Below are 20022 nucleotides of genomic sequence, written 5' to 3'. Positions count from 1 at the left end.
TCCTCTTTAACTTTCCTTTGTTGTCACGGTAGAGTATCCACCGGACTGCTTTTTAATCCTAATTTGTGTCGCAACACGTTCTGTCATTTGAGCCACATGAGAGATAACTCCGACCTTTCGACCCTGTGACTGTAAGGCATCCAGTGCATCCAATGCCACACTCAATGTCTCTGGGTCGAGTGTGCCAAACCCTTCATCGATAAATAAAGAATTGATTTTCACTTGGTTTGATGACAGAGATGCTAGCCCTAGCGCCAACGCCAGAGAGACTAGGAATGATTCTCCACCAGATAGGGTATTCACGCTACGCTGCTCATCGGCCATATCACGATCGATAATGGCTATTTCCAATGACTGACCAATTACAGTCAGACGATAACGCCGCGACAAGCTCATTAAATGATGATTGGCATAATGCAGTAGGATTTTTAGCGTTTGTGTTTGCGCTAAATTACGCATAGTTTTGCCTGTTGCATCGCCTAGTAAACGATTAAGTAAATGCCAATGCTCATAGTCAGCTTGCATTTGTACTAGCTCACCTTGCTGAGACTGTAACTTTTGCATATTGTTTTGATGAGTTTGCAGCACTACCGAAACTGTCACCATTTCAGTTTGCAACTGATTATACTGCGCATTGAGTGTGTCTAAAGCTGTGGCTATTTCCGACTGTGCATGCTCAGGTTTGCCATTCTCTGTATGCTCCGCTAAGTTCTGCTTCACATGCGCTAACTGTGACTTTGCGTTATCGCGCTGTTGTTCTAATAATTTTGCCTGTTCGATTAATGGCATCCATAACTCAGGCTGCCAAGCGAGTAACTCATCGACTAATGCTTCAGTCAGAGTAGGGTATTGCTGTTGAGTTTGCGCCAACCAATCTGTAAAGCGAGTGTGGTTGTCAGCTAGATTAGCCTCATATTCTTTTATCTGCTGAATAAGGTGCGCTTGACGTAAAGCCTGCTCATCACGCACCTTATTTAAACGAGTAAGTTCATCTTTATGCGTTTGGAGTTGTTGCTGCGCCAAAGAAACACCTTGGTGTAGTTGCTGATTCCATTGCTCAGGCGTCGTTTCCAGTGCCAGCAATGCACCGCGCTGAGTTTGCGCTTGATCGCGTAGCTGCTGATATTGACTAAGCTGTGCGTTAAAGCTGCTTAATTGCTGTAAAGCCTTATCAAGCAGTGCTTGAGTGGTGCTCTGCTGAGGTAAACATTGTTCGATATCTTTGACTATTTGCGCGCGCTTATCTTGCAGTGCTATCACATTATTCACTTGCTCACACAAGTTCTGCACTGCGGTATCAGCAGAGTGAGTCAGCTGAGATAACCACGTCTCATTGCCATAGACTTCAGAAATTCGTAGCGTCAACTTTTCACAAGTCTGCGCTAATTCATTGCTTCTTTGTGTTAATGTGGCTTGTGATTGCTCAATTGACTGAAGTTGCTGCTGATACTGTTGCAAAGCACTTCGCAGCTGCTGAAGCTGCTGCTGATTCTGCTGTAGTAATTGCCATTTATGCTGTTGAGATTTACTCAGCTCGCTGTAAAGGGCGAGATTATTATCAATCTGTATAAGCTGCTGCGCATGTTGCTTAGCATCGCGAAGTGATTCAGGTAGTTCATCAAGCAAGGTCTGATTCACTTGCTGCTTGTTTAATATCTGCGCTTTTTGTTGCAGCGCGGCTTGCAGATGTCCGTTTACTTGCTCTAAGTTAGACACCACTTCATGATAACGCGCTTGCGTTTGCTGACGTGCCCTTTCTGCACTGTGATACTGGCCTTCAAAGTCTCGGATCAATTGCTGCCAATGACTATCGATATGATCTACACGATAAGGGTGCTCGGTCGCACCACACACCATGCATTCTTTACCATGCTCTAACTGTCCGCGCAACGCGCTTATGTTGTCACTTGCACGCAATTTAACCTGATGTAAGTTTTCTTGGGTTAAATTCAATTGCTGGCGAGTGAGTTCATCTTGATGTTCAGCATCTTTTCTTTGAGCTTCAGCACTGTGCTGTTGATGTCTCAAACCATCAAGATGTGCCTGTAACTGCAGTAGTTCATCACTCAATACTCTTTGCTGCTCTAATGCTTGCTGTGCCTTATTGAGTTGTGACTTCTGAAATTGCAATTTTTCGTAGTCCAATTCACTCAAGCTGTGCTGCAATTGATTCACTTCAGCCTGCATTGAATTAACATGCTGCTCAACCTGATTGCATTGGGGCTGCGCTTCCATAACAGCTTGCTTCGCAGCTTGATATTGCGAACCCAAAGCTGATTGCTCGACCTGTAATGCATGTCTGTCATGGTGCGCACGTAAATACTGTTGCAGTACTTCGTAAGTTTGAGGCCAAGATGCACACAGCGATACCAACTGTGGCGATTCTGACAATTGCTTATCCACCAGCGTTTTCTCAGCATCAAACGCTGTAAATTGTGATTTCAGTGTTTGAAGTGTATGAGAATACTGTTGCTCCAACCGTTTTTGCTGAGCGACCTGTTCTTCAAATTGGTCACAAAGTTTCGTATTTTCACTACAAACTTTATCAAGCTCTCTCACCTTAGCAATATCAGGCTCATGCTGTTTCAATGCAGCCTGTGCAAGAGACAACTGCTCATTACTGGCTTTTAGGGCTGATTCTTGAGCCGTGATCTCGCTGTGGAAATCCTGCGCAGCCAAAGCGCTCAGATCAGATTGGGCACGCACTATACTGGCCTGAAATTGCTTAGCCTGAGTACGGTTATCAGCAACATGCTGAGTCAGTTGTGCTTGCTGTGCACGTTTGAACTCATCACTGCGGCTAGCCAGCGCCGCATCTTGCTCTTTGACGCTACTCAACAAAACAGTCAATTGCTGCTCTAGCTTGGTTTTTGCTGTGTACCAGCCAAGATGCTGTTCGAGGATTTTTACTTGTGATTGTAACTGACTTTGCTGTTGCTGTAGGTCTGCTAAAAATTGCTGTTTTTGGGCAAGCGCCTCTTCACTGAGTAGCTCAATATCACCAAGCTTTTGCTTAAACGAAACAAGCGCTTCAGACTTTTGCTTATGAAACTCAAAAATGGTTTTGCCAACTCGGCTAAACTGCTCGGTCGCGGTCAGACACTCCAGCAACTGAGCGCGCTCATCCGCATTTGCCTTTAAAAAAGCAGCAAAGTCGTGCTGAGCTAATAACACCGCTCGGGTAAACTGCTCAAAGTTCAACCCAATTAATTGTAATAGCTTTTGCTTTGCGTTGGATTTTTGCGCCAGTACCTGATCGGCAGCGGCATCCAGTAACACTAATTCAGCTTCTTTAATTCGCCCATCCACTTTATTGCGGGCTCGAGCCACTTGCCAACGCGCAGTGTATTGCTCACCATCTTGGGCGACAAATCCGACTTGCGCATAACCTGACACTGTCCCTCTTCGCAATAAATGCCTTGGGTCACTCAGTTTGATTTCATCGCCATTAAAAGCGACTTTGTTTTTTGAGTCTGATTTTAATCTCGCCGTTTTACCGTAAAACGCCAGACAGATAGCATCTAACAGGGTACTTTTACCAGCTCCAGTTTCACCTGTGATGGCAAACAAACCCGTATTTTTCAAAGGAGGAGCGTTAAAGTCGATATGCGCTTCTGGCAAAGAGGCTAAGTTTTTAACCTCAATAGTAAGGATCCTCATAGTTCTCCTTGCTCATTTAATGCAACTAATACCGTCTCTAAACATGCTTGTAATTCTTGTGGCAATGCAGATTCCTTATCTATTTGTTCTTTGTATGCCAACTCTAATAAAGTAAGCGGTGCAAGGTCATTCACTTTACTTAAGTCCTCAAATAGTGGCGTATTCTCATTATCTGTCGCCTGCGCGACACGCTCTATACCGCAAAAATGGACGCGTTTATCAGCCAAGGCTTGCTCTATTTTATGACGGAATTGACTGTCAGTTTCGTTGGCGTTCAAACGCAATCTTAAATAAGGCTTAGGGGCTGCTCCCTCGGCGGGTAACTCCAAATCTTCAATAGCTTGACAAAGCGCTTGCAAAGTCGCGCCGCCTTTTTCTGGTAATAAAATGACATCCTTGTGCCTTGGCACATATCTTGGTGTTATCTCAGTGATGTGCTTACCGGAAAACTCAACCAGCAATATCTGATGCTTATAGTTACGCTCTGAGAATGACATCGGGAAAGGTGTACCGCTGTAACGTATTGCTTCATTGTTTGCGACCTTTTGTGCTTTATGCAGGTGACCAAGGGCCACATAGTCAGGCGTATCTCCAAACACATCAGCATGAATCGAATCAAAACCACCAATGGTAATATTACGCTCAGAATCCGTTGAAATATCCCCACCTTTTGCATGTAGGTGACCTAAAGTTATCACAGGAAGCGACTTATCGTGTATCTGCTCATACGCAGACTGGTAAGCCTGCTGCACTGCTTGTGCGTAACCAGAGTCGTCGCCGTCAACTTGAGTCATATCGGCACTGCGCAAAAAAGGCATTGCGACAACTTGAACTGCACCACAACGGGTGTTGATCAGTTTAATCACATCTTCGGGTGCATATTTGTCATATTTACCAACGACATGTGTATCAAACTGTTGTAGCAATGGCTTGGCTGTTTCAATACGATTAGCAGAATCATGATTGCCCGCAATGATAACGATATGCAAATGAGGGGAGGCCGCTTTAACAAGCTTGATGAACGCATATAACTGTTGCTCAGCTGTCGCTGGAGGCGTTGCTGTATGATAAATATCGCCACTAATAACCAACAGATCAGCATCAACTTCAACTAACTCTTGAATGAGCCAGTTTAAAAAAGCCTGATGCTCTTCATAGCGATTATGTTCATAAAATTGCTGACCGAGATGCCAGTCTGATGTGTGTACAACTTTCATACAGCGTTCCTTTCCTAATTAGGAACGCTAATATAACATTGCTTGGGACTATTTATTAATAGCTCAACCGCCACCATGCGAAAATTAATAAAGGTAACGCCAAAAGAAGTAGCATTGGTGCTCTATATAGCTTACTTTGCTTAGCCTCTAAGCGCTTAATTGCAGCACGTTCATTACAGGCAGCCACTTTATCAACGTAACAGTAGCCATCTTCTATGTACGCTTTACAATTTTGTTCATCAGCAGGTATCGCTACGAGCTTCTCTTGTTTTTTTAGTATGTAAAAGTCCATACTGCTCACCACATTTTTTTCTATAAACGGGTATTAATCAATGAGCAAAACTAACGCCAGTTTTACCCAAAATAAGGAAGAGCGCGATTTTAATGATAAACAATGCCAAATATCAACAGTAAACTTGGGGTTTTTAAATTTTTTTTCAAAATAGAGACAATAAATATGGAAAATGCATACTTGGCATACAATTAAAATTGTCATTTTTTCATCACTTTTGGCCCTATAACCAGCCTAAATGATCGAACTGAACAATTTCTGAACCACCTATCTATTCGTACAATTTATTACATTTAAGATTAATATCTTGATATGCATGAGGTAAAAGAACTCGACTTAACAGTGGATATGTTATATCAATACACCTTTAAAGGTCAAAAAACCGACATTTAACTTGCAAGATATTAGAAAAAAACACAATAATCCTCTTAAAAGTATTTAGAATCTTGTAGACTGTAAGTAAGTGAGTAAACACTATCATTTATCTTTGAAGGAGTTAGATATATGAGAACTTGGCTTATTGCCGGGCTCAGCTTAATTTGGTTTTCACCAGTACAAGCACACAAATTAAAGGCATCACTGGCAACGGCAAAAGTGTTGCCACACAGTGGACATATAAAACTAGAGTATAGATTTCATATGCACGACCTTGAGCATGCTGTAGTTCATCTATTCAATGATTCAAAAAATATTTATCAAGATATAAAAGTGCAACAGCAATTTTCTGACTACGTCTATACACAAACATCACTAAGGCGCTTAAACGGTCAAGCACTGGCTTTATCAAAACCCACTTATGAAATAGACCGCAAATACTTCAGAGTTTATCAAGAAGCGTTATACGAAAAAGAAGTACCATTAACAGGTCTACAAATGCGCAATGGCACATTGAGAGATATCTGGCCTGAGCAAATCAATTTAGTCAATTTCAGAGGCATGGGGCCAGTAAAAACCATGTATTTTGATAAAGATGATAATTGGCTAAGTGTACAATTTGATGAAGTAATCAAACCAAATATCCCAAACCCAGCCAATGTTAAACAAAATTAAGCAGCCACTCAAAAAGCGGCGTAATAAATGTCACCTACCACGCCACATAGAGATAAACTGCTTCATAAACACTGAATTACTGACATACCTGTTCGTCTCGAACGGCAAACTGCGAGTCACAGCGTAAAAACGCTTCGCCTTGCTCATCAAAAAATCGTCCATACCACCCAGAATAGCGATCTAGTTCGAGCTCTAAAAAGCCAAATTTTGCTTGCTCATTGCCATTGGCTTCCAGCCCATCCACAACAACTTCAAAGCTCGTGTAAGGTAACTCTTCACTGAGACTCACACCACTATTACCAACCACTATTTGCGGCGGGCGTTTGTATTGCTTATCAAAACTCAATGACTGATAAATATGCATATGGCCCGATAATGCCAGAGCTACTTGCTCAGGCAGATGTCCAAGCGGGGTATCTGCTAATGCCCGCTGCAGCATGATATTTAATGTATTGTCAGTTGCCACATTATTCACCCCCCACAGCGGCCTATGTGTCACCGTCCAAATAGGCTTATCTGGGTATTTGCTCGCAAATTTTTGTAAAGATTCATATTGACTCTGATACTGCGCTGTTAGTGCATTTGAAAACCGATCATCACATGCATTGGCCGAATCCTGCACCCAAATATTGAGCTTTTCAAGCTTCAGCATATATGGTTCTATCATCGCGATGGCAGAGGCCGCTGAATTCAGAGGCTGAGAAAAATTGCCTTGTGCTGGGCACGCGCGCTGGGCTATGCCTTGCTCCAAACTTGACCCAGGACCGAAAAAGTAAAACCAGCCAAGTCCGGCTCGGCTACACAATTCATGATTTCCCCTCGCAAACACCCAAGGCGCCTTCGTCAGAATAGAATCAGCAGCGCTGAAAAAGTCAGCTCGCCAAGCGCGCCACGTATCAGGTTTTGGGCTGCCTTGCGCATTTTGACTATAGTAGGTTTCCTCTAACCCACAGGTTTTTCCGCCATAGCCACCATCGCCTGCATCATAGGCATAAACACCTTTACTAATACTGCCGCTGGTACCTCTATAATTGTAATCCCCCATATGTAGAATAAGGTCAACATCTCGCTTAGCGCCTTGTGTTATCAAAGTTTTAAAAGGCTCAGCAGGTCCATTACCGTCACATACATGTGATTTACAGCCTGAATCACCATAGACCTGAATACGCTTGGGGTTAAGTGTCATTGCATCAAACTGTAGTTCAGTGCCGCCCACTTGATATGCGATACCTGCTTGAACGATAGACTCACACACTATAACCGGAAAGTGTTTACCGGGATGAAGCGCACGAATTTTCATCTGGCTACGCTCGCCACTTTCGCTTTCAAGTAAAGGACACACTTGGTGTTTGCTCTGAACTCCTGGGATGATGGCACGCACATAAATCAGTGTTTCACCAGATTTGCTGGGAGCCAGCATTGAATAAGCCGTGATCACTTCGGATTTTTTTATTGGCTTTGGACTGCTGCAACTAGCCAATACCAATAGCCCACACAATATACTCACAACTCGCATTGTCGTTTTCCTTCTAGTTTGCGTCACTAATTCCTTGTTTAGTGTAGTAAAAACTCTGTAAAGGGCTATTACAGACAATTACCTACACGGACAACATACTATTTGAAGGCTGCAATATCTCGCCACTTAATACCAAACTTTGCAATGTGCTTTTGCAAACGACTGGAATCGTTAATGGTGGCTTTTTACGTTCTACTGACATCAAATAACACGCGTCCCGCAGCAGCCATACTAGGGCTTTGCAAACAAACGGTGACGACATACTCTAATTGTTGGCGATCAAATGCATCTAACTCTGCGATTTGCTCGTCGCTCAGAATAGAAATTAAGCAAGAACTGTGCTTGTTCGGCTGATGTATAAACAATTTTGTTGAACCTGTAAGCTAACGCTTTGACATTCGCTTTCCTGCGTAACTCTGAGTGGCTGATGCTTATCAGTCATTAAAATATTTACCCCAAACACTGTTTAATTTCGTTGATCAGGGTATTTACTCGTTGTGGCTGCGTTGTATTTCGATGTGTACCTAGATAGACAGTCTCATAAACAGGATGTGTTAAAGAGTGAGCTGTAATAAGCTCTGGCTGTGCAAAGGCTGCGACAGCATGAGCAGGCAATACCGTAAATCCAAAACCTCGTGCGACAGGCTCTAAAATTAATCCAATTTGATTTGAAAAGCCTTGATTTTTTAGTAAGTCACTATGTTGGAACTCTGGAAAATTAGCGCCAAGTAATAACTCTGCATGATGACTGCCATCGGGGTGGTTGATATAGCCCAAAGCACTGAGCGACCGCCAATCAGGTGAACCCAAGTTTTTTGGCGTCACAAGTAATAATTGCTCCTGAGCAATGGCTTCACAGTGCACGTTGGCATCACTGGACTTTTTACTCATCAAACCAATATCGATGCGTTTACCAGCAATGGCCTGCTCGATTTCACGATTAGGAGCAAAACGATAATCAATCGTGAGGTCGCGATAGCACTGCTGTAAATTCAGAAGGCTCGGGTACAGCTTTAGCCCCACACTGCCAGGTGACATCACTCGCACGTTACCTTTATAAGCAGGGTCTTCCCCAATAAGCTTTTCTAACGAAGCTACCCCATGAAGAATATCTTGCCCATGCACATATAGCTTTTCACCGGCCTCAGAGAGTGAAAATTGCTTGCCTTCACGCAACAACAATATTTTGTCAAGCTGTTGCTCTAGCTTGTTAATATGTTGGCTCACACCTGATTGTGTCATATGAAGATGCTGTGCGGTGCGCGTGAAGTGACCAATTTCAACCAAGGTGCAAAAAGTACGTAGCCAGATTAGATTAATCATTACATTTTGTACTCAAATTAATAAGTATTGATAATTTTACTTAATGAACTTTGATTTGTAACCTGCTCACATCACAATGAGGAGCACATTTTATGAACAAGGTTTATCCAAGAAATTTTTCCCATATTGGTATTTCAGTACCAGATCTTGAAAAAGCTGTTGAGTTTTATACCCAAGTATTAGGTTGGTATTTAATCATGAAACCCACAGAGATCACTGAAGATAACAGTCCCATTGGCCAAATGTGCACCGATGTATTTGGTGCAAATTGGGACAGCTTTAAAATTGCACACTTATCAACGGGTGACAGAATTGGCGTAGAGCTATTTCAATTCAAAAACCAAACTAACCCAGATGACAACTTTGAGTATTGGAAAACCGGTATCTTTCATTTTTGTGTACAAGACCCGAATGTGGAAGAACTTGCGGAGCGTATTGTTGCAGCTGGTGGCAAAAAGCGCATGGCAGAACCTAGATACTACTATCCAGGTGAAAAGCCATATCGCATGATTTATATGGAAGACCCATTTGGCAATATCCTAGAAATTTATAGCCATAGTTATGAGTTGATCTACAGTGAAGGCGCCTACTAACCTCACATATCAAATCATTCAATCACGCTCATCAAATTGCATGACTTGGGCTTAATAGGGGTGTAAAGCCCATTTGCATTTCGATACCAGTGAAAAAATAGATCCTTTCAAAAGTATGCAACGCCAAATACAACATCAAGCACCTATGATTGATATAAACAAAATTACGGACTCGCTCTATGGGATTTGTTATTTGGCACATTTTCAAACCCCAAAGATTACGTGTCTAAAGTCGGCTTTGATGAAGTCAGAGAAAAACACGTATATGACATGCTGAAAACCAAGGATGTATATAAATCCTAGTCGTTTGCGAGCCTTACTATTTATTTCGGCCTTGATATTTACGATAAATCGCCAAAAACACTAAATTTATCGACTTGTCATACGACTTATATTGATAGAGTAATAAGTAGGAAAGCGCGCATTCATGACAGATACACACACTTGGCCAGCCGATGCCGATGGAGAAGTACTCAAAGTACTAGACGAAAGAGGCTTTGATTTTGGCTCCACACACACGATTGAGTTTTATCTTGAATTTAAGACTTGGCCGCTGAGCGAACATCAGCAAAATGAAATATCTGAAAAATTACACGGTGCTGATTTTATAGAGTCAGATCCAGAAGATATTGAGCTTGGTGATGCACCAGGTTATGTCTTATTTACTACACAAAATAAAGTCACCCATGAGTTTGTCGGCCAAGAACAAGTCAGACTAAGTAAATTAGTTGCGCATTTAGATGGCACTTGTAACTCATGGGCCGTATGTAGCCCCTGTGGCGGATAATACCTAATACAGCCAACTCACTAACATAATCCAATCTATTCATGTTAGTGAATGGCATCATAACTACCGCGCTGAGCTCTTACCCAAAAAGCTAATAAGCTAATAAGCTAATAAACTACCCTACACTTGGTTTACATCAAAAAATCGTGCACTCTACTGTTTAAAATAAAAATAAATGTGTATCAGAGATCATGCAATACAAAAAAGACAATTATCGAATTAGTGATTCACGAGAAGACATTCAACTCGAGCAGGTTGAATCATTACTAAGGAGTTCCTATTGGGCCAGCAAACGCGACTTAGCAACCATTAAAACCTCTATAAAAAACAGTGAATGCTTTTCGCTCTTTTATCAAGAGCACCAAGTCGGCTTTGCAAGAGTCGTCACTGATTTTGCAACGGTTGCCTACGTCGCCGATCTGATCATTCACCCAGATCATAGATCTCAAGGGCTCGGAGTATGGTTAACAGAGACGATCGTCAATGATCCACGTTGGTGCACTAAATTTAAATTTCTCGTCACTGATGATGCGCACAGCCTGTACGAAAAGTTTGGGTTTTCTGGCAGCCCGAAACTACTAAGCACCCAGGTGTAAAATTTACTAACTCAACCATTAGATCGATATAATTATAAGTTTAAGCCCCAGCCTCAAATTGATAGATAAATAACCATCAAAAGCACAGCACAACGACCATGCTATACCACATATTACTTTGCAAACGCTTTATAGGTCTTAGTAATAAACAAATCTTTTTGTTTGATATTAACAAAGTGATTGCAGGTTGAGGTGAATAACGGCGTTTGTACTATGCCCGTTTTTTGCCCCGTGGGAATTAACGCCATAAACGGATTACGTTTGTATGCTTTTACCGACTTACCTTGGCGCTTTCGTACTATCCTTTTAGCCAAATATTTCCCTTGCTCCACTGCCAAATAACCCAGTTTAGCTTCTCCTACATCAGCAATATCACCCAGTGCATAAAAGTTCTCGTGATCTACAACTTGAAGCGTGTCATTCACCAGAATCAAACCTTTATCATTGAGTATATGTGAGAAGTTTTCTTGCAAAAATGCGTTGTTTGGTTTGGTACCCGTTGCACACAATACCATGTCGGGTTTTAACACATCTGTTGAACGCTTATCTTGGTAATCCTGAGTTTTGGCACACCGTTGATAATCACTATTTAACTTGATCTGAACGCCTAGCTCTTCTAACTGTTTATGTGCTTTGCGCTGTGCTTTTTGACTAAAGCCGCAAAGTAGTGCTTTATCTTTGTGAGCTAAGGTAACCACTTTATCTTTAAAGGCATAAGCAATTTCACCAGCCAGCTCTACGCCTACAACACCGCCGCCTATGATTAATATCTCAGTTGCGTCTTTAAGCTGCGCATAATGCTGTCTAAGCTCATTCTCTCTGTCATTTAAGCTATGTGCATCCATGCTCTTGGCCAATGGCAAAGTCGGATATCTAGACCCACTGGCAATCACAACCTGCTCAAACTCAATACACTCGCCATTTTCTAGCAGCACGATATTATTTTGAAGGGTTTTCACACCACTTTGAACAAACTGACCAGCTAAAATATCTCGATAATACCGACGTGGTTTCCCCTTAAATTGGCCCTGTGCTGTGGACTCTCTGAGCACAGCATAAGTGACTTCAAAATAATCTTTTTTGTCTACGAGTATGGTCTGCACGCCACTTTCATGTAATTTTTGTGCAGTCGTTACGCCACCAAAACCACCGCCAATGATCAGTACTTGCGTTTTCATATCTATTACCTCAATTTACTCAATGAGATGTAGCATATACCGTTGCAAATTTGTTTTTAATGCGCATTTTAAATACCCTTATGTGCATATATGCAACAGAGACATATCATGGATAAATGGACAGAGTTTAAAACCGCCTACCGATTAGCAAAGCTAGGGACACTTAGCGCCGCAGCAACCGATCTGGGCATACACCGCTCAACCGTCATGCGGCAAATAGATAGCTTAGAAGCGCACTTAGGTATCAAGCTCTTTCAACGCAATGACAAAGGGTATATTCCAACTGAAGCAGGGCAGGAAGTGATGCGGTTGGGGGAAATCACAGATGTACAATTTAATCAGTTTGTCGATAAAGCAACAAACTCAGATGCTATGATGAGCGGTGTACTTAAAATCACTTGTGTCAATGAACTAGCCGAATTGTTATTTCCAGTGATAAACCAATTCCAAGCACAATACCCAAACGTCAGATTCGAAATATTGGGTGATATACGAAAGTATGCATTAGAGTATGGAGAAGCAGACTTAGCCATTCGGATGGGTGAGAAGCCGCACACACTTGATAACATAGTGATCCCATTCCAGTGCATAGAAGTGGTCATGTGTGTGCATCAAAAATATGTTGAACAACATGGCCTGCCAACAAAAGACAATTGGTCACAACATAAATTTATCGCCAATTCCGAACGTATTGCACATTTGCCTTGGAATGAATGGATCCACACTCAGGTAGAAAAAAGTCAAATTGTCACCACCAGTAATGCTCACCAAGTACTCGATTATGCGCTGCATGCAGGGTGTGGGATCTCTGTTAGTACAAAAAAAGCTTCACAAAACAACCCATTGCTACACATATTGCCCATAGGCGACATGTGGCAGGTGAATACTTGGATATTGGTACATCGTGACATAATACATATTCCAAAGGTACGTAAATTTATCGACCAGCTAAAGCTAGCACGATAAAAGAGCGAACTTATACATTATCAGCCGCTTCAATTTCTTGTATAAACCCACTTAACACGGCTCGATTTTTTGCTAAACGTGCTGCTTTTTCATCGACTTCTTTTAGCTGGCTGTGCAATAACACTCTTAACTCGTCACAAGGCTCAAAAATGGGCCGCTCGCCTCTAATACAAGGTAGAAATTGTAATATAGTACTTAGCGTCATACCTGCTGAACTTAACAATTGAATACGCTCTAACGTCAGTACCTCACGCTGATCATAATCGCGATACCCAGCTGCGGTACGACGTGGTGTTAATAGCCCTTGCTCTTCGTAATACCGAAGCATGCGCACACTCACACCGCTTTGCTCAGATAGTTCACCAATTCTCATCTTTACTCCTTGACCTTAACAGCACTGTTAGGGTTTATCGTATTGGCTTCTAAATATGGACTCAATGGAAGTAACACAATGACTAATAATGAATTTTCAGAAAATACCTTTATCAATGGTGAGTATCAACCCAACTCTGCACTTAACTCATTAGCATTTTCTGGCTTTGCGCACTTCAGTGCGATGCAAGTGAGGGAGAGTAAAGTGAGAGGAATAGACTTACACTTAACGCGTCTGCGTAAAGCGTCGCAAAAATTATTTAATAATGCGCTCTCAGACAAGCAGATACGTACTTACATCAAAGATGCAATTAGAGAAAGCCCATTAGATTGCTCACTGACTATCACACTGTACTCTTCTCACGGTGAATTTACTGCTCACAGTTTGAACACGCTCCCACAAGTACTCGTGCGCACCAGTGCGCCGTCAAACGGTCCCTTAGGACCATTACACCTCACCGCAATTAAACACCAGCGACCTATGCCTGAAATAAAGCATGTAGGAGAAATTGGTAAAACCTTTTATTTACACAGAGCAATAGAAAAAGGGTTTGATGACGCGGTATTTGTTGATGGGCAAACAAGAATAAGTGAGGGAACAATTTGGAATCTCGTCTTTTGGGACGGACACACCATTTTTTGGCCAAAAGCCCCAATGCTTCAAGGGACCATGATGAGCATGTTGCAACGACAACTCACCAAACTTCAGATACCACAGCGCACTGTAGAACTTAAGCTGACCGACCTTACAAAACTCAGTGGCGCAGCGGTAATGAATTCGTGGACGCCCGGGGTAAGTGTAAAGGGCATTGACAGTATTGTCTTTACTGACTCAGATAAATTGAACGCACTATTACATAACGCATATCAATACGAGCCATTAGAGGAAGTTTAACGCCTTGACGATAGGGAGCACCAACATAACACTTGCCTTTTGTGCCAATACTGTTGATTGCTCCATGGAGTCCTGCAAAAACGACACTCAGTTATATTAAAATTTAAGGGCGTAAACACACATTTTTCTGGTTGTGTCTGAAATATCCAACGTGGTTGGCGCAGTACTTTGCAATATAGCGCCGACTTTTTCAGCGTTTCGAATACTGGCTATGTTGTCTTCTAAGCAATGAAACTCAAGTGTTTTTGCACCTTGAGATTTTATCCAAGGAATGAGTTCATTTAAAACTCGTGGAATGACCTGTTGTCCTCGAGCCTTCCCACATAGCCAGTACCCGACCTCACACTGGCCTGTTACCGGATCTATGTGCTTCACACCAAAGACACCACTGAAACAACCGCTCACTGAGATGGCTATCCACCTTGAACTTGGCTCGCCACTGTTAATTCGCTCATCAATATATCTCTGTGCACTATCATCACAAGTTACCTGCTTCACCCAAGGCAAATTGCGCTCCAAGCTCACCCTGTTGTGCTCCACTGCGTTATACAGTTCGGCACTATGATGCAACCCCAGTGAGGTTAATTGGATATCAGGTAAAGTCATAGATCTACACCCTTCCTTGCAAGCATTATTATTCGTAAGTCTATTCTATGTTTCTTAAATAAGAACATGACTGTACGAACAAAAAACCATAAAGTCAAAGCGGGTATGTTCAGGTTAGGGCTAGTTTTGTAGTCATAAAGGCTGTATTTGAAAAGAAAGTTACAAAGCGTAACACGCACTCACAAGGATTTGCACACTGCATCGGGATTGCAACACAGGTTTTAGGTAGACTTTACCTCGTTGAGTAAACACATATACACCTGCAGTTTGTAGATACGTTTATTGTAGTTATTTAACATGTTGATTTCCCTGTCTTAAAAGACTTTTAGCGCACCTTTGGTGCGCTTTTTTTATCTACATTAGTTGTAGCAGCTTACATGTGGACCATCAGTATGGCATACAGGGTAGCTATATTTGCACAACCACGGATCCGTTTTGTACTGAACCTGATATTGACCACCGGCAATTGCACCAGTTTGTTCTTTAGACACTTCATTGTTTGTTAATGACTTTAGTTTCGTTTTTTGTAATTTAAGTTTCATTACTATTCCTTTAATTCATTGTTTTTTATATGCAGTAATTAGGAAACACAGCCCAAATACTGAACACCACTATCCGCAAAATTCATAGCACAGTAAACATGGAAATTTTCATCCGAAACAACACTTTCATATCATCTTGTTGAGTATTTTTTAACAAGGAATGGTTCTTGAAGCTATTGTCAACAATAAGAACAAGTGGCGTGTATGGTGTTATCTACTATATTTCTGACTAATAACAACATTCATTAATTAGGTGCCCTATGATATTTTCATCAAGGACAGATCGTCAGAAATTACACTCCCTCGAAGCCAAACTTAACGTCTTTTTTGAAAATCAATCCATCATAGAACTCAATGACGATGGAATAATCACACATGCCAGTACACATTTCTTAACACAAATTGGCGCGCAGCACCGTGACATCATTAATCAACATTACAGCCGCATTATAAAAACTCGGCTCAGCTTAGACGAGCAAGCTGATAGCAACTGGCAAGAAGTTCAATTACGGTGCTCAGAGGGCTTGGAACTTTGGTTTCAAGTACATGTGCACGCCACTTATGACCAACAAACACGCACTCAGAGCAAACTATTATTACTTAATAATATCACCAAATATAAAAACGGTAGTATTGACCAACTTGGGCAAATAGAAGCAATCGGCAAATCTCAAGCGGTTATCGAATTTAATATGGATGGCACGATTATCCACGCCAATGATAACTTTTTAAAAGTAATGGGCTACACACTTGATGAAGTTATTGGCAGGCATCACAGTCTATTTGCAGAACCTGAATACGCGCAAAGTGAAGACTACACTCTATTCTGGCAGCAATTAAATCAAGGGCAATTTAGCACCGGTGAATTTAAACGACAGGCAAAAGGCGGCAAGGAAGTTTGGATCCATGCTTCATATAATCCTATTTTTGATGCCAATGGTAACCCTTATAAAGTCGTGAAATATGCATCCGATATCACCCAAACTAAATTACAAGCAGCAGACTACCAAGGACAGCTTGAAGCTATCAGCAAATCTCAAGCTGTGATAGCGTTTAATATGGATGGCACCATCCTAGATGCCAATGACAATTTTTTATCGACTATGGGCTACACCTTAGATGAAGTTAAAGGCCAACATCACAGCATGTTTGCCAGCCCAGAGTATGCAGCAAGCGCTGAATATGCAGCATTTTGGGCTGATTTAAACGCAGGCCATTACTTTACGGGCGAATACTTGCGTCAGGGCAAACACGGTAAGGAAGTTTGGATCCAAGCCTCTTATAATCCGATACTAGACCTCAGTGGCAAGCCATTCAAAGTCGTGAAATATGCTACGGATATCACAGAGCAAAAACGTCAAGCGGCCAATTATGAAGGTCAACTCCAAGCGATAAGTAAGTCCCAAGCCGTGATCGAATTTAATATGGATGGCACCATCATAGATGCCAATGAAAACTTCTTAAAAACAACCGGCTACGTACTGGATGAAATCAAAGGTCAACACCATAGTATGTTTGCCGAACCTGATTACGCTCAAAGCCAAGCATACCGCGAATTTTGGCAACAACTCAATCAGGGTAAGTTTGATTCTGGTGAGTATCAACGCATCGGTAAACATGGAAAAAAGATTTGGATCCAAGCAACCTATAACCCGATATTTGACACCAATGGTAAGCCTTTCAAAGTCGTTAAATTTGCCACAGATATTACCGCACAAAAAATACAAAGTGCTGATTTTGCAGGGCAGCTTGCGGCCATTCACAAGTCTCAAGCAGTGATTGAATTTAATCTAGATGGCACCATCATTGATGCCAACGAAAACTTCCTAGCAACAACTGGTTATACACTTGCACAGATCAAAGGGAAACATCATAAAATGTTTGTTGAAGCAGAGTATGCAAACAGTGAAGAATACCTAGCGTTTTGGCAGCGTTTACGCCTCGGTCAGTTCGACAGCGGAGAATACAAACGCATCGCAAAAAATGGCAAGACAATTTGGATCCAAGCTTCTTATAATCCCATTTTTGACGCTGAAGGCAATCCCTTTAAGGTCGTTAAATACGCCACGGATATCACAGTAAGAAAACATGCTGTCACTAGTATCAAGCAAGCCATTATGGCACTTTCCCAAGGGGAGCTCACACATACCATTGAAGAAGACTTAGGCGTTGAATTTAATGTTTTGAGAGACGCCATGAACAGCTTAATGGATAACTTAAGTAGCATGGTACAAGAAATCACAGAAGCCTCCAATAACGTATATCAAGGCGCACAAAGTATTGCCGTTGGCAACGAAGAGCTTAATAAACGGACCGAAAACCAAGGTGCGAGCATTGAGGAAACCGCTTCTACCATGGAAGAGTTAACAGTCACCGTGCAGCAAAATGCAAAAAGCGCAAAAGATGTGTCAGATCACGCAGATGAAGTAATGGAGAAGGCACAACAAGGGGGTGAAACAGTCTCCAATGCTGTTGCAGCCATGAATGAAATCGAAACCTGCAGTAATAGTATTTCAGATATTATTGGTGTCATTGATGAAATTGCCTTTCAGACCAATTTACTGGCACTCAACGCCTCTGTCGAAGCGGCAAGAGCAGGGGAGGCAGGTAGAGGGTTTGCCGTTGTGGCCAGTGAAGTGCGTAATTTAGCGCAGCGCAGTGCTTCTGCCGCCAAAGAGATTAAAGGGCTCATTCAAGACAGCTCTCAAGCCGTGTCCAAAGGGAGCCAGCTTGTCTCTGCATCAGGTGACACCTTTAACCAGCTCATCCAAGTCGTTAAAGAAGTGAATGTGATGATCACAGAAATTACCTCCGCCAGCCAAGAGCAATCCGAAGGTGTGGCCGCAGTCTCCTCAACCATAGCGCAAATGGACAATGAGACCCAAAACAACATGCATTTGGTTGAGCAATCAACGCATGCAAGCCAGGTCATGAGACAACAAGCACAGCACTTGCTGCAGCAAGTCGATAACTTCAAAACTCAGCCACAGACTAACCAGGAATTGATACCTGCACCAGAGGCGAGAGGCATGTTAAGGCTCAATGCAGGATAAGCTTCATCTGCGAATAAGTTAAATAAGTCACAGCTTAACTATTATGTAGGCTGTGACTTACATGGCTTATTCAATTCGACTTATTAATTGGTTTTGCTAGCTAATTTTGACAGATGGCGTAAGCCAGCCTTTAGTGCAAGATCTTCGTTCTCAATATTGTCGACATGATCGATAACGATATCAGGTAAAAATGCTTCTCTGGGCGTGCCATTGATATGAAATAGCTTTTCAACGGGGATCACCACATTAAGCTGAGAGTGCGTCAGTGTATGCCCAGAAATAGCCCCCAGCAACTGCGCCATAGGCGTACCAATGACAGTCGCACGTTGCATACCGTGTAACCCTATGGTCATACCCTCTCCCATACTCCCTGTCCAACGATTGCTGAGCACCACCAACGGCTTAGTAAATGTCTTATCGCCTCTAGGGTACACAAACTCTTGCCAGCGTCTTTTCACACCAAACTCGCGTTCTACAGCCACCAGCTCATGCTCTTGATAGGGAAAACGCTCAGAGATAAAGCGGCTCATTATGCCACGTGCCACATCGCTGTTACCGCCACTTGGCGTATTGCGTAAGTCTAAGATCAAAGCTGATGCTTCTTTATACTTTGCCAGCGCTTCATCAAAGGCGGGGATCAACGCATTGTTACCAAGACTGTTTTCGGGTCGAATATAAGCAATATCTCCTATCCATTCACTGGTCAATATGGGTTTTTCTTTGATGATTTCATCAACAACTTGCTTAGTATCTATGGTGAGGGTTTGTAACTGCCCTTGCCACTTTACAGTCACTGTCATAGTTTGGTTTCGAGTACCAGTTAGCAAACGGTTAAGCACCCAAGTCTGAGCATTTTGCTGCCCAGATACATTCGCTGCCTTAATGGCATCAAAAACGGCTTTACCATTGATTTTCTCAATCGTCATGCCAGCTCTAAAACCAACTCTAAAAGCATAACCATTGTGCGGTATCGAGGTGATCACCGCCGTCTCACTTTTCACTTCAGCCCACATAGTTAAAGCGGTCGGCATAGGCAAGTAGTAATCTCGAGGACGCGGTCTTATTTCACTGTGTTGGTCGTAAAAAAATTCAAAGCAATGATTCAAGTGTCCTGATAGCGCATTCACCGTTTTGATTTGAGAGACTTGCTTTTGCAAACAAGCATCAAATGATGCTTGGTGTACATTTTTTTTATCGAGATAAGCATACCTTTGCTTTAAAAGCTCAGTAAACTCTCTAATATCTTCATTGACTTGCTGAGTAGACAAAGTTGGCGTACTACCTTGTGCAAAGCTACAGCCAGACACCATCATCGCACTGCAAAAAAGCGTATTTGCTATATGAACTTTCGCATTACGTGGCATTTTAAATATCAA

At 42.2% G+C, this 20022-nt stretch carries 18 protein-coding genes; 7 read left to right on the top strand and 11 right to left on the bottom strand.

All coding sequences use genetic code 11. The annotated features are described in order from the left end of the window. Positions 1–6: 6 nt before the first annotated feature. Genes N477_RS00225 through N477_RS00215 form a run of 3 tightly spaced genes read right to left on the bottom strand, consistent with a single transcriptional unit; the run spans position 7 to position 5169 of the window. Entirely contained in the window at positions 7–3660 is a 3654-nt protein-coding gene (locus tag N477_RS00225) for an AAA family ATPase (protein ID WP_063364199.1), read from the bottom strand. After that, entirely contained in the window at positions 3657–4877 is a 1221-nt protein-coding gene (locus N477_RS00220) for an exonuclease SbcCD subunit D (protein ID WP_063364200.1), read from the bottom strand. The genes N477_RS00225 and N477_RS00220 overlap by 4 nt, the downstream gene beginning before the upstream one ends. 55 nt (positions 4878–4932) lie before the next feature. Beyond that, on the bottom strand, positions 4933–5169 hold the full coding sequence (locus N477_RS00215; RefSeq protein WP_063364201.1) for a hypothetical protein: 237 nt from the start codon (positions 5167–5169) through the stop codon (positions 4933–4935). Between the two features lie 504 nt (positions 5170–5673). Here N477_RS00215 and N477_RS00210 point away from each other — a divergent pair. Next, the gene (locus N477_RS00210; protein WP_063364202.1) at positions 5674–6219 is read left to right on the top strand and encodes a DUF6702 family protein; all 546 of its coding nucleotides are present in this window, start codon (positions 5674–5676) and stop codon (positions 6217–6219) included. Between the two features lie 76 nt (positions 6220–6295). On the opposite strand, the gene N477_RS00205 is transcribed toward N477_RS00210, so the two are convergent. The 3 genes from N477_RS00205 to N477_RS00195 all read right to left on the bottom strand — a co-directional run bounded on the left by N477_RS00205 (position 6296) and on the right by N477_RS00195 (position 9058). Further along, positions 6296–7735 carry a metallophosphoesterase gene (locus N477_RS00205; protein ID WP_063364203.1) on the bottom strand — a complete coding sequence of 480 codons (1440 nt, stop codon included), beginning with the start codon at positions 7733–7735 and terminating at the stop codon, positions 6296–6298. Positions 7736–7920: 185 nt separating this feature from the next. Beyond that, complete coding sequence (locus tag N477_RS00200; RefSeq protein ID WP_063364204.1) at positions 7921–8100, bottom strand: hypothetical protein; 180 nt, start codon at positions 8098–8100, stop codon at positions 7921–7923. An 85-nt stretch (positions 8101–8185) separates the two neighbouring features. Beyond that, positions 8186–9058 (bottom strand): LysR family transcriptional regulator, encoded by an 873-nt coding sequence (locus N477_RS00195; RefSeq protein ID WP_063364205.1) that lies wholly within the window; start codon positions 9056–9058, stop codon positions 8186–8188. Between the two features lie 92 nt (positions 9059–9150). Here N477_RS00195 and N477_RS00190 point away from each other — a divergent pair, with 92 nt between their 5' ends. The 3 genes from N477_RS00190 to N477_RS00180 all read left to right on the top strand — a co-directional run bounded on the left by N477_RS00190 (position 9151) and on the right by N477_RS00180 (position 11034). Next, positions 9151–9651, top strand: coding sequence for a lactoylglutathione lyase family protein (locus N477_RS00190; RefSeq protein ID WP_063364206.1), 501 nt, complete (start codon positions 9151–9153; stop codon positions 9649–9651). A 427-nt stretch (positions 9652–10078) separates the two neighbouring features. Further along, positions 10079–10438, top strand: coding sequence for a ribonuclease E inhibitor RraB (locus N477_RS00185; RefSeq protein ID WP_063364207.1), 360 nt, complete (start codon positions 10079–10081; stop codon positions 10436–10438). Positions 10439–10629: 191 nt separating this feature from the next. Further along, entirely contained in the window at positions 10630–11034 is a 405-nt protein-coding gene (locus N477_RS00180) for a GNAT family N-acetyltransferase (RefSeq protein WP_063364208.1), read from the top strand. 113 nt (positions 11035–11147) lie between these two features. Here N477_RS00180 and N477_RS00175 read toward each other — a convergent pair whose 3' ends face one another. Continuing rightward, on the bottom strand, positions 11148–12212 hold the full coding sequence (locus N477_RS00175) for an NAD(P)/FAD-dependent oxidoreductase (protein WP_063364209.1): 1065 nt from the start codon (positions 12210–12212) through the stop codon (positions 11148–11150). A 108-nt stretch (positions 12213–12320) separates the two neighbouring features. On the opposite strand from N477_RS00175, the gene N477_RS00170 reads away from it, so the two are divergent. Continuing rightward, positions 12321–13178, top strand: coding sequence for a LysR family transcriptional regulator (locus N477_RS00170; protein ID WP_063364210.1), 858 nt, complete (start codon positions 12321–12323; stop codon positions 13176–13178). A gap of 10 nt (positions 13179–13188) precedes the next feature. Here the strand turns inward: N477_RS00170 and N477_RS00165 are convergent, their stop codons facing one another. Beyond that, the gene (locus tag N477_RS00165; RefSeq protein WP_063364211.1) at positions 13189–13551 is read right to left on the bottom strand and encodes a MerR family transcriptional regulator; all 363 of its coding nucleotides are present in this window, start codon (positions 13549–13551) and stop codon (positions 13189–13191) included. A gap of 78 nt (positions 13552–13629) precedes the next feature. Here N477_RS00165 and N477_RS00160 point away from each other — a divergent pair, with 78 nt between their 5' ends. Further along, a complete protein-coding gene (locus tag N477_RS00160; protein WP_063364212.1) occupies positions 13630–14445 on the top strand; it encodes an aminotransferase class IV family protein in 816 nt (271 codons plus the stop codon). Between the two features lie 96 nt (positions 14446–14541). Here the strand turns inward: N477_RS00160 and N477_RS00155 are convergent, their stop codons facing one another. Together N477_RS00155 and N477_RS00150 are read right to left on the bottom strand one after the other, a co-directional pair. Continuing rightward, the gene (locus tag N477_RS00155; RefSeq protein WP_063364213.1) at positions 14542–15051 is read right to left on the bottom strand and encodes a GNAT family N-acetyltransferase; all 510 of its coding nucleotides are present in this window, start codon (positions 15049–15051) and stop codon (positions 14542–14544) included. 359 nt (positions 15052–15410) lie between these two features. Next, positions 15411–15593, bottom strand: a complete 183-nt coding sequence (locus N477_RS00150) for a hypothetical protein (RefSeq protein WP_063364214.1) — start codon at positions 15591–15593, stop codon at positions 15411–15413. A gap of 260 nt (positions 15594–15853) precedes the next feature. Here N477_RS00150 and N477_RS00145 point away from each other — a divergent pair, with 260 nt between their 5' ends. Then, positions 15854–18646, top strand: a complete 2793-nt coding sequence (locus tag N477_RS00145; RefSeq protein ID WP_063364215.1) for a methyl-accepting chemotaxis protein — start codon at positions 15854–15856, stop codon at positions 18644–18646. 83 nt (positions 18647–18729) lie between these two features. Here N477_RS00145 and N477_RS00140 read toward each other — a convergent pair whose 3' ends face one another. Next, a complete protein-coding gene (locus N477_RS00140; RefSeq protein ID WP_063364216.1) occupies positions 18730–20022 on the bottom strand; it encodes a S41 family peptidase in 1293 nt (430 codons plus the stop codon).

It is taken from the genome of Pseudoalteromonas luteoviolacea H33-S (assembly GCF_001625695.1).
In the GTDB taxonomy this organism is placed as follows: domain Bacteria; phylum Pseudomonadota; class Gammaproteobacteria; order Enterobacterales; family Alteromonadaceae; genus Pseudoalteromonas; species Pseudoalteromonas luteoviolacea_B.
This window is presented reverse-complemented; position numbering and strand designations above follow the sequence as displayed.

What these genes read in the sequence shown, in the direction of transcription:
- N477_RS00210 (WP_063364202.1), top strand. Translation starts at nt 5,674, where the DNA reads ATGAGAACTTGGCTTATTGCCGGGCTCAGCTTAATTTGGTTTTCACCA.
- N477_RS00150 (WP_063364214.1), bottom strand. Translation starts at nt 15,593, where the DNA reads ATGAAACTTAAATTACAAAAAACGAAACTAAAGTCATTAACAAACAAT.
- N477_RS00215 (WP_063364201.1), bottom strand. Translation starts at nt 5,169, where the DNA reads ATGGACTTTTACATACTAAAAAAACAAGAGAAGCTCGTAGCGATACCT.
- N477_RS00205 (WP_063364203.1), bottom strand. Translation starts at nt 7,735, where the DNA reads ATGCGAGTTGTGAGTATATTGTGTGGGCTATTGGTATTGGCTAGTTGC.
- N477_RS00185 (WP_063364207.1), top strand. Translation starts at nt 10,079, where the DNA reads ATGACAGATACACACACTTGGCCAGCCGATGCCGATGGAGAAGTACTC.
- N477_RS00170 (WP_063364210.1), top strand. Translation starts at nt 12,321, where the DNA reads ATGGATAAATGGACAGAGTTTAAAACCGCCTACCGATTAGCAAAGCTA.
- N477_RS00165 (WP_063364211.1), bottom strand. Translation starts at nt 13,551, where the DNA reads ATGAGAATTGGTGAACTATCTGAGCAAAGCGGTGTGAGTGTGCGCATG.
- N477_RS00175 (WP_063364209.1), bottom strand. Translation starts at nt 12,212, where the DNA reads ATGAAAACGCAAGTACTGATCATTGGCGGTGGTTTTGGTGGCGTAACG.
- N477_RS00220 (WP_063364200.1), bottom strand. Translation starts at nt 4,877, where the DNA reads ATGAAAGTTGTACACACATCAGACTGGCATCTCGGTCAGCAATTTTAT.
- N477_RS00145 (WP_063364215.1), top strand. Translation starts at nt 15,854, where the DNA reads ATGATATTTTCATCAAGGACAGATCGTCAGAAATTACACTCCCTCGAA.
- N477_RS00195 (WP_063364205.1), bottom strand. Translation starts at nt 9,058, where the DNA reads ATGATTAATCTAATCTGGCTACGTACTTTTTGCACCTTGGTTGAAATT.
- N477_RS00225 (WP_063364199.1), bottom strand. Translation starts at nt 3,660, where the DNA reads ATGAGGATCCTTACTATTGAGGTTAAAAACTTAGCCTCTTTGCCAGAA.
- N477_RS00160 (WP_063364212.1), top strand. Translation starts at nt 13,630, where the DNA reads ATGACTAATAATGAATTTTCAGAAAATACCTTTATCAATGGTGAGTAT.
- N477_RS00180 (WP_063364208.1), top strand. Translation starts at nt 10,630, where the DNA reads ATGCAATACAAAAAAGACAATTATCGAATTAGTGATTCACGAGAAGAC.
- N477_RS00190 (WP_063364206.1), top strand. Translation starts at nt 9,151, where the DNA reads ATGAACAAGGTTTATCCAAGAAATTTTTCCCATATTGGTATTTCAGTA.
- N477_RS00155 (WP_063364213.1), bottom strand. Translation starts at nt 15,051, where the DNA reads ATGACTTTACCTGATATCCAATTAACCTCACTGGGGTTGCATCATAGT.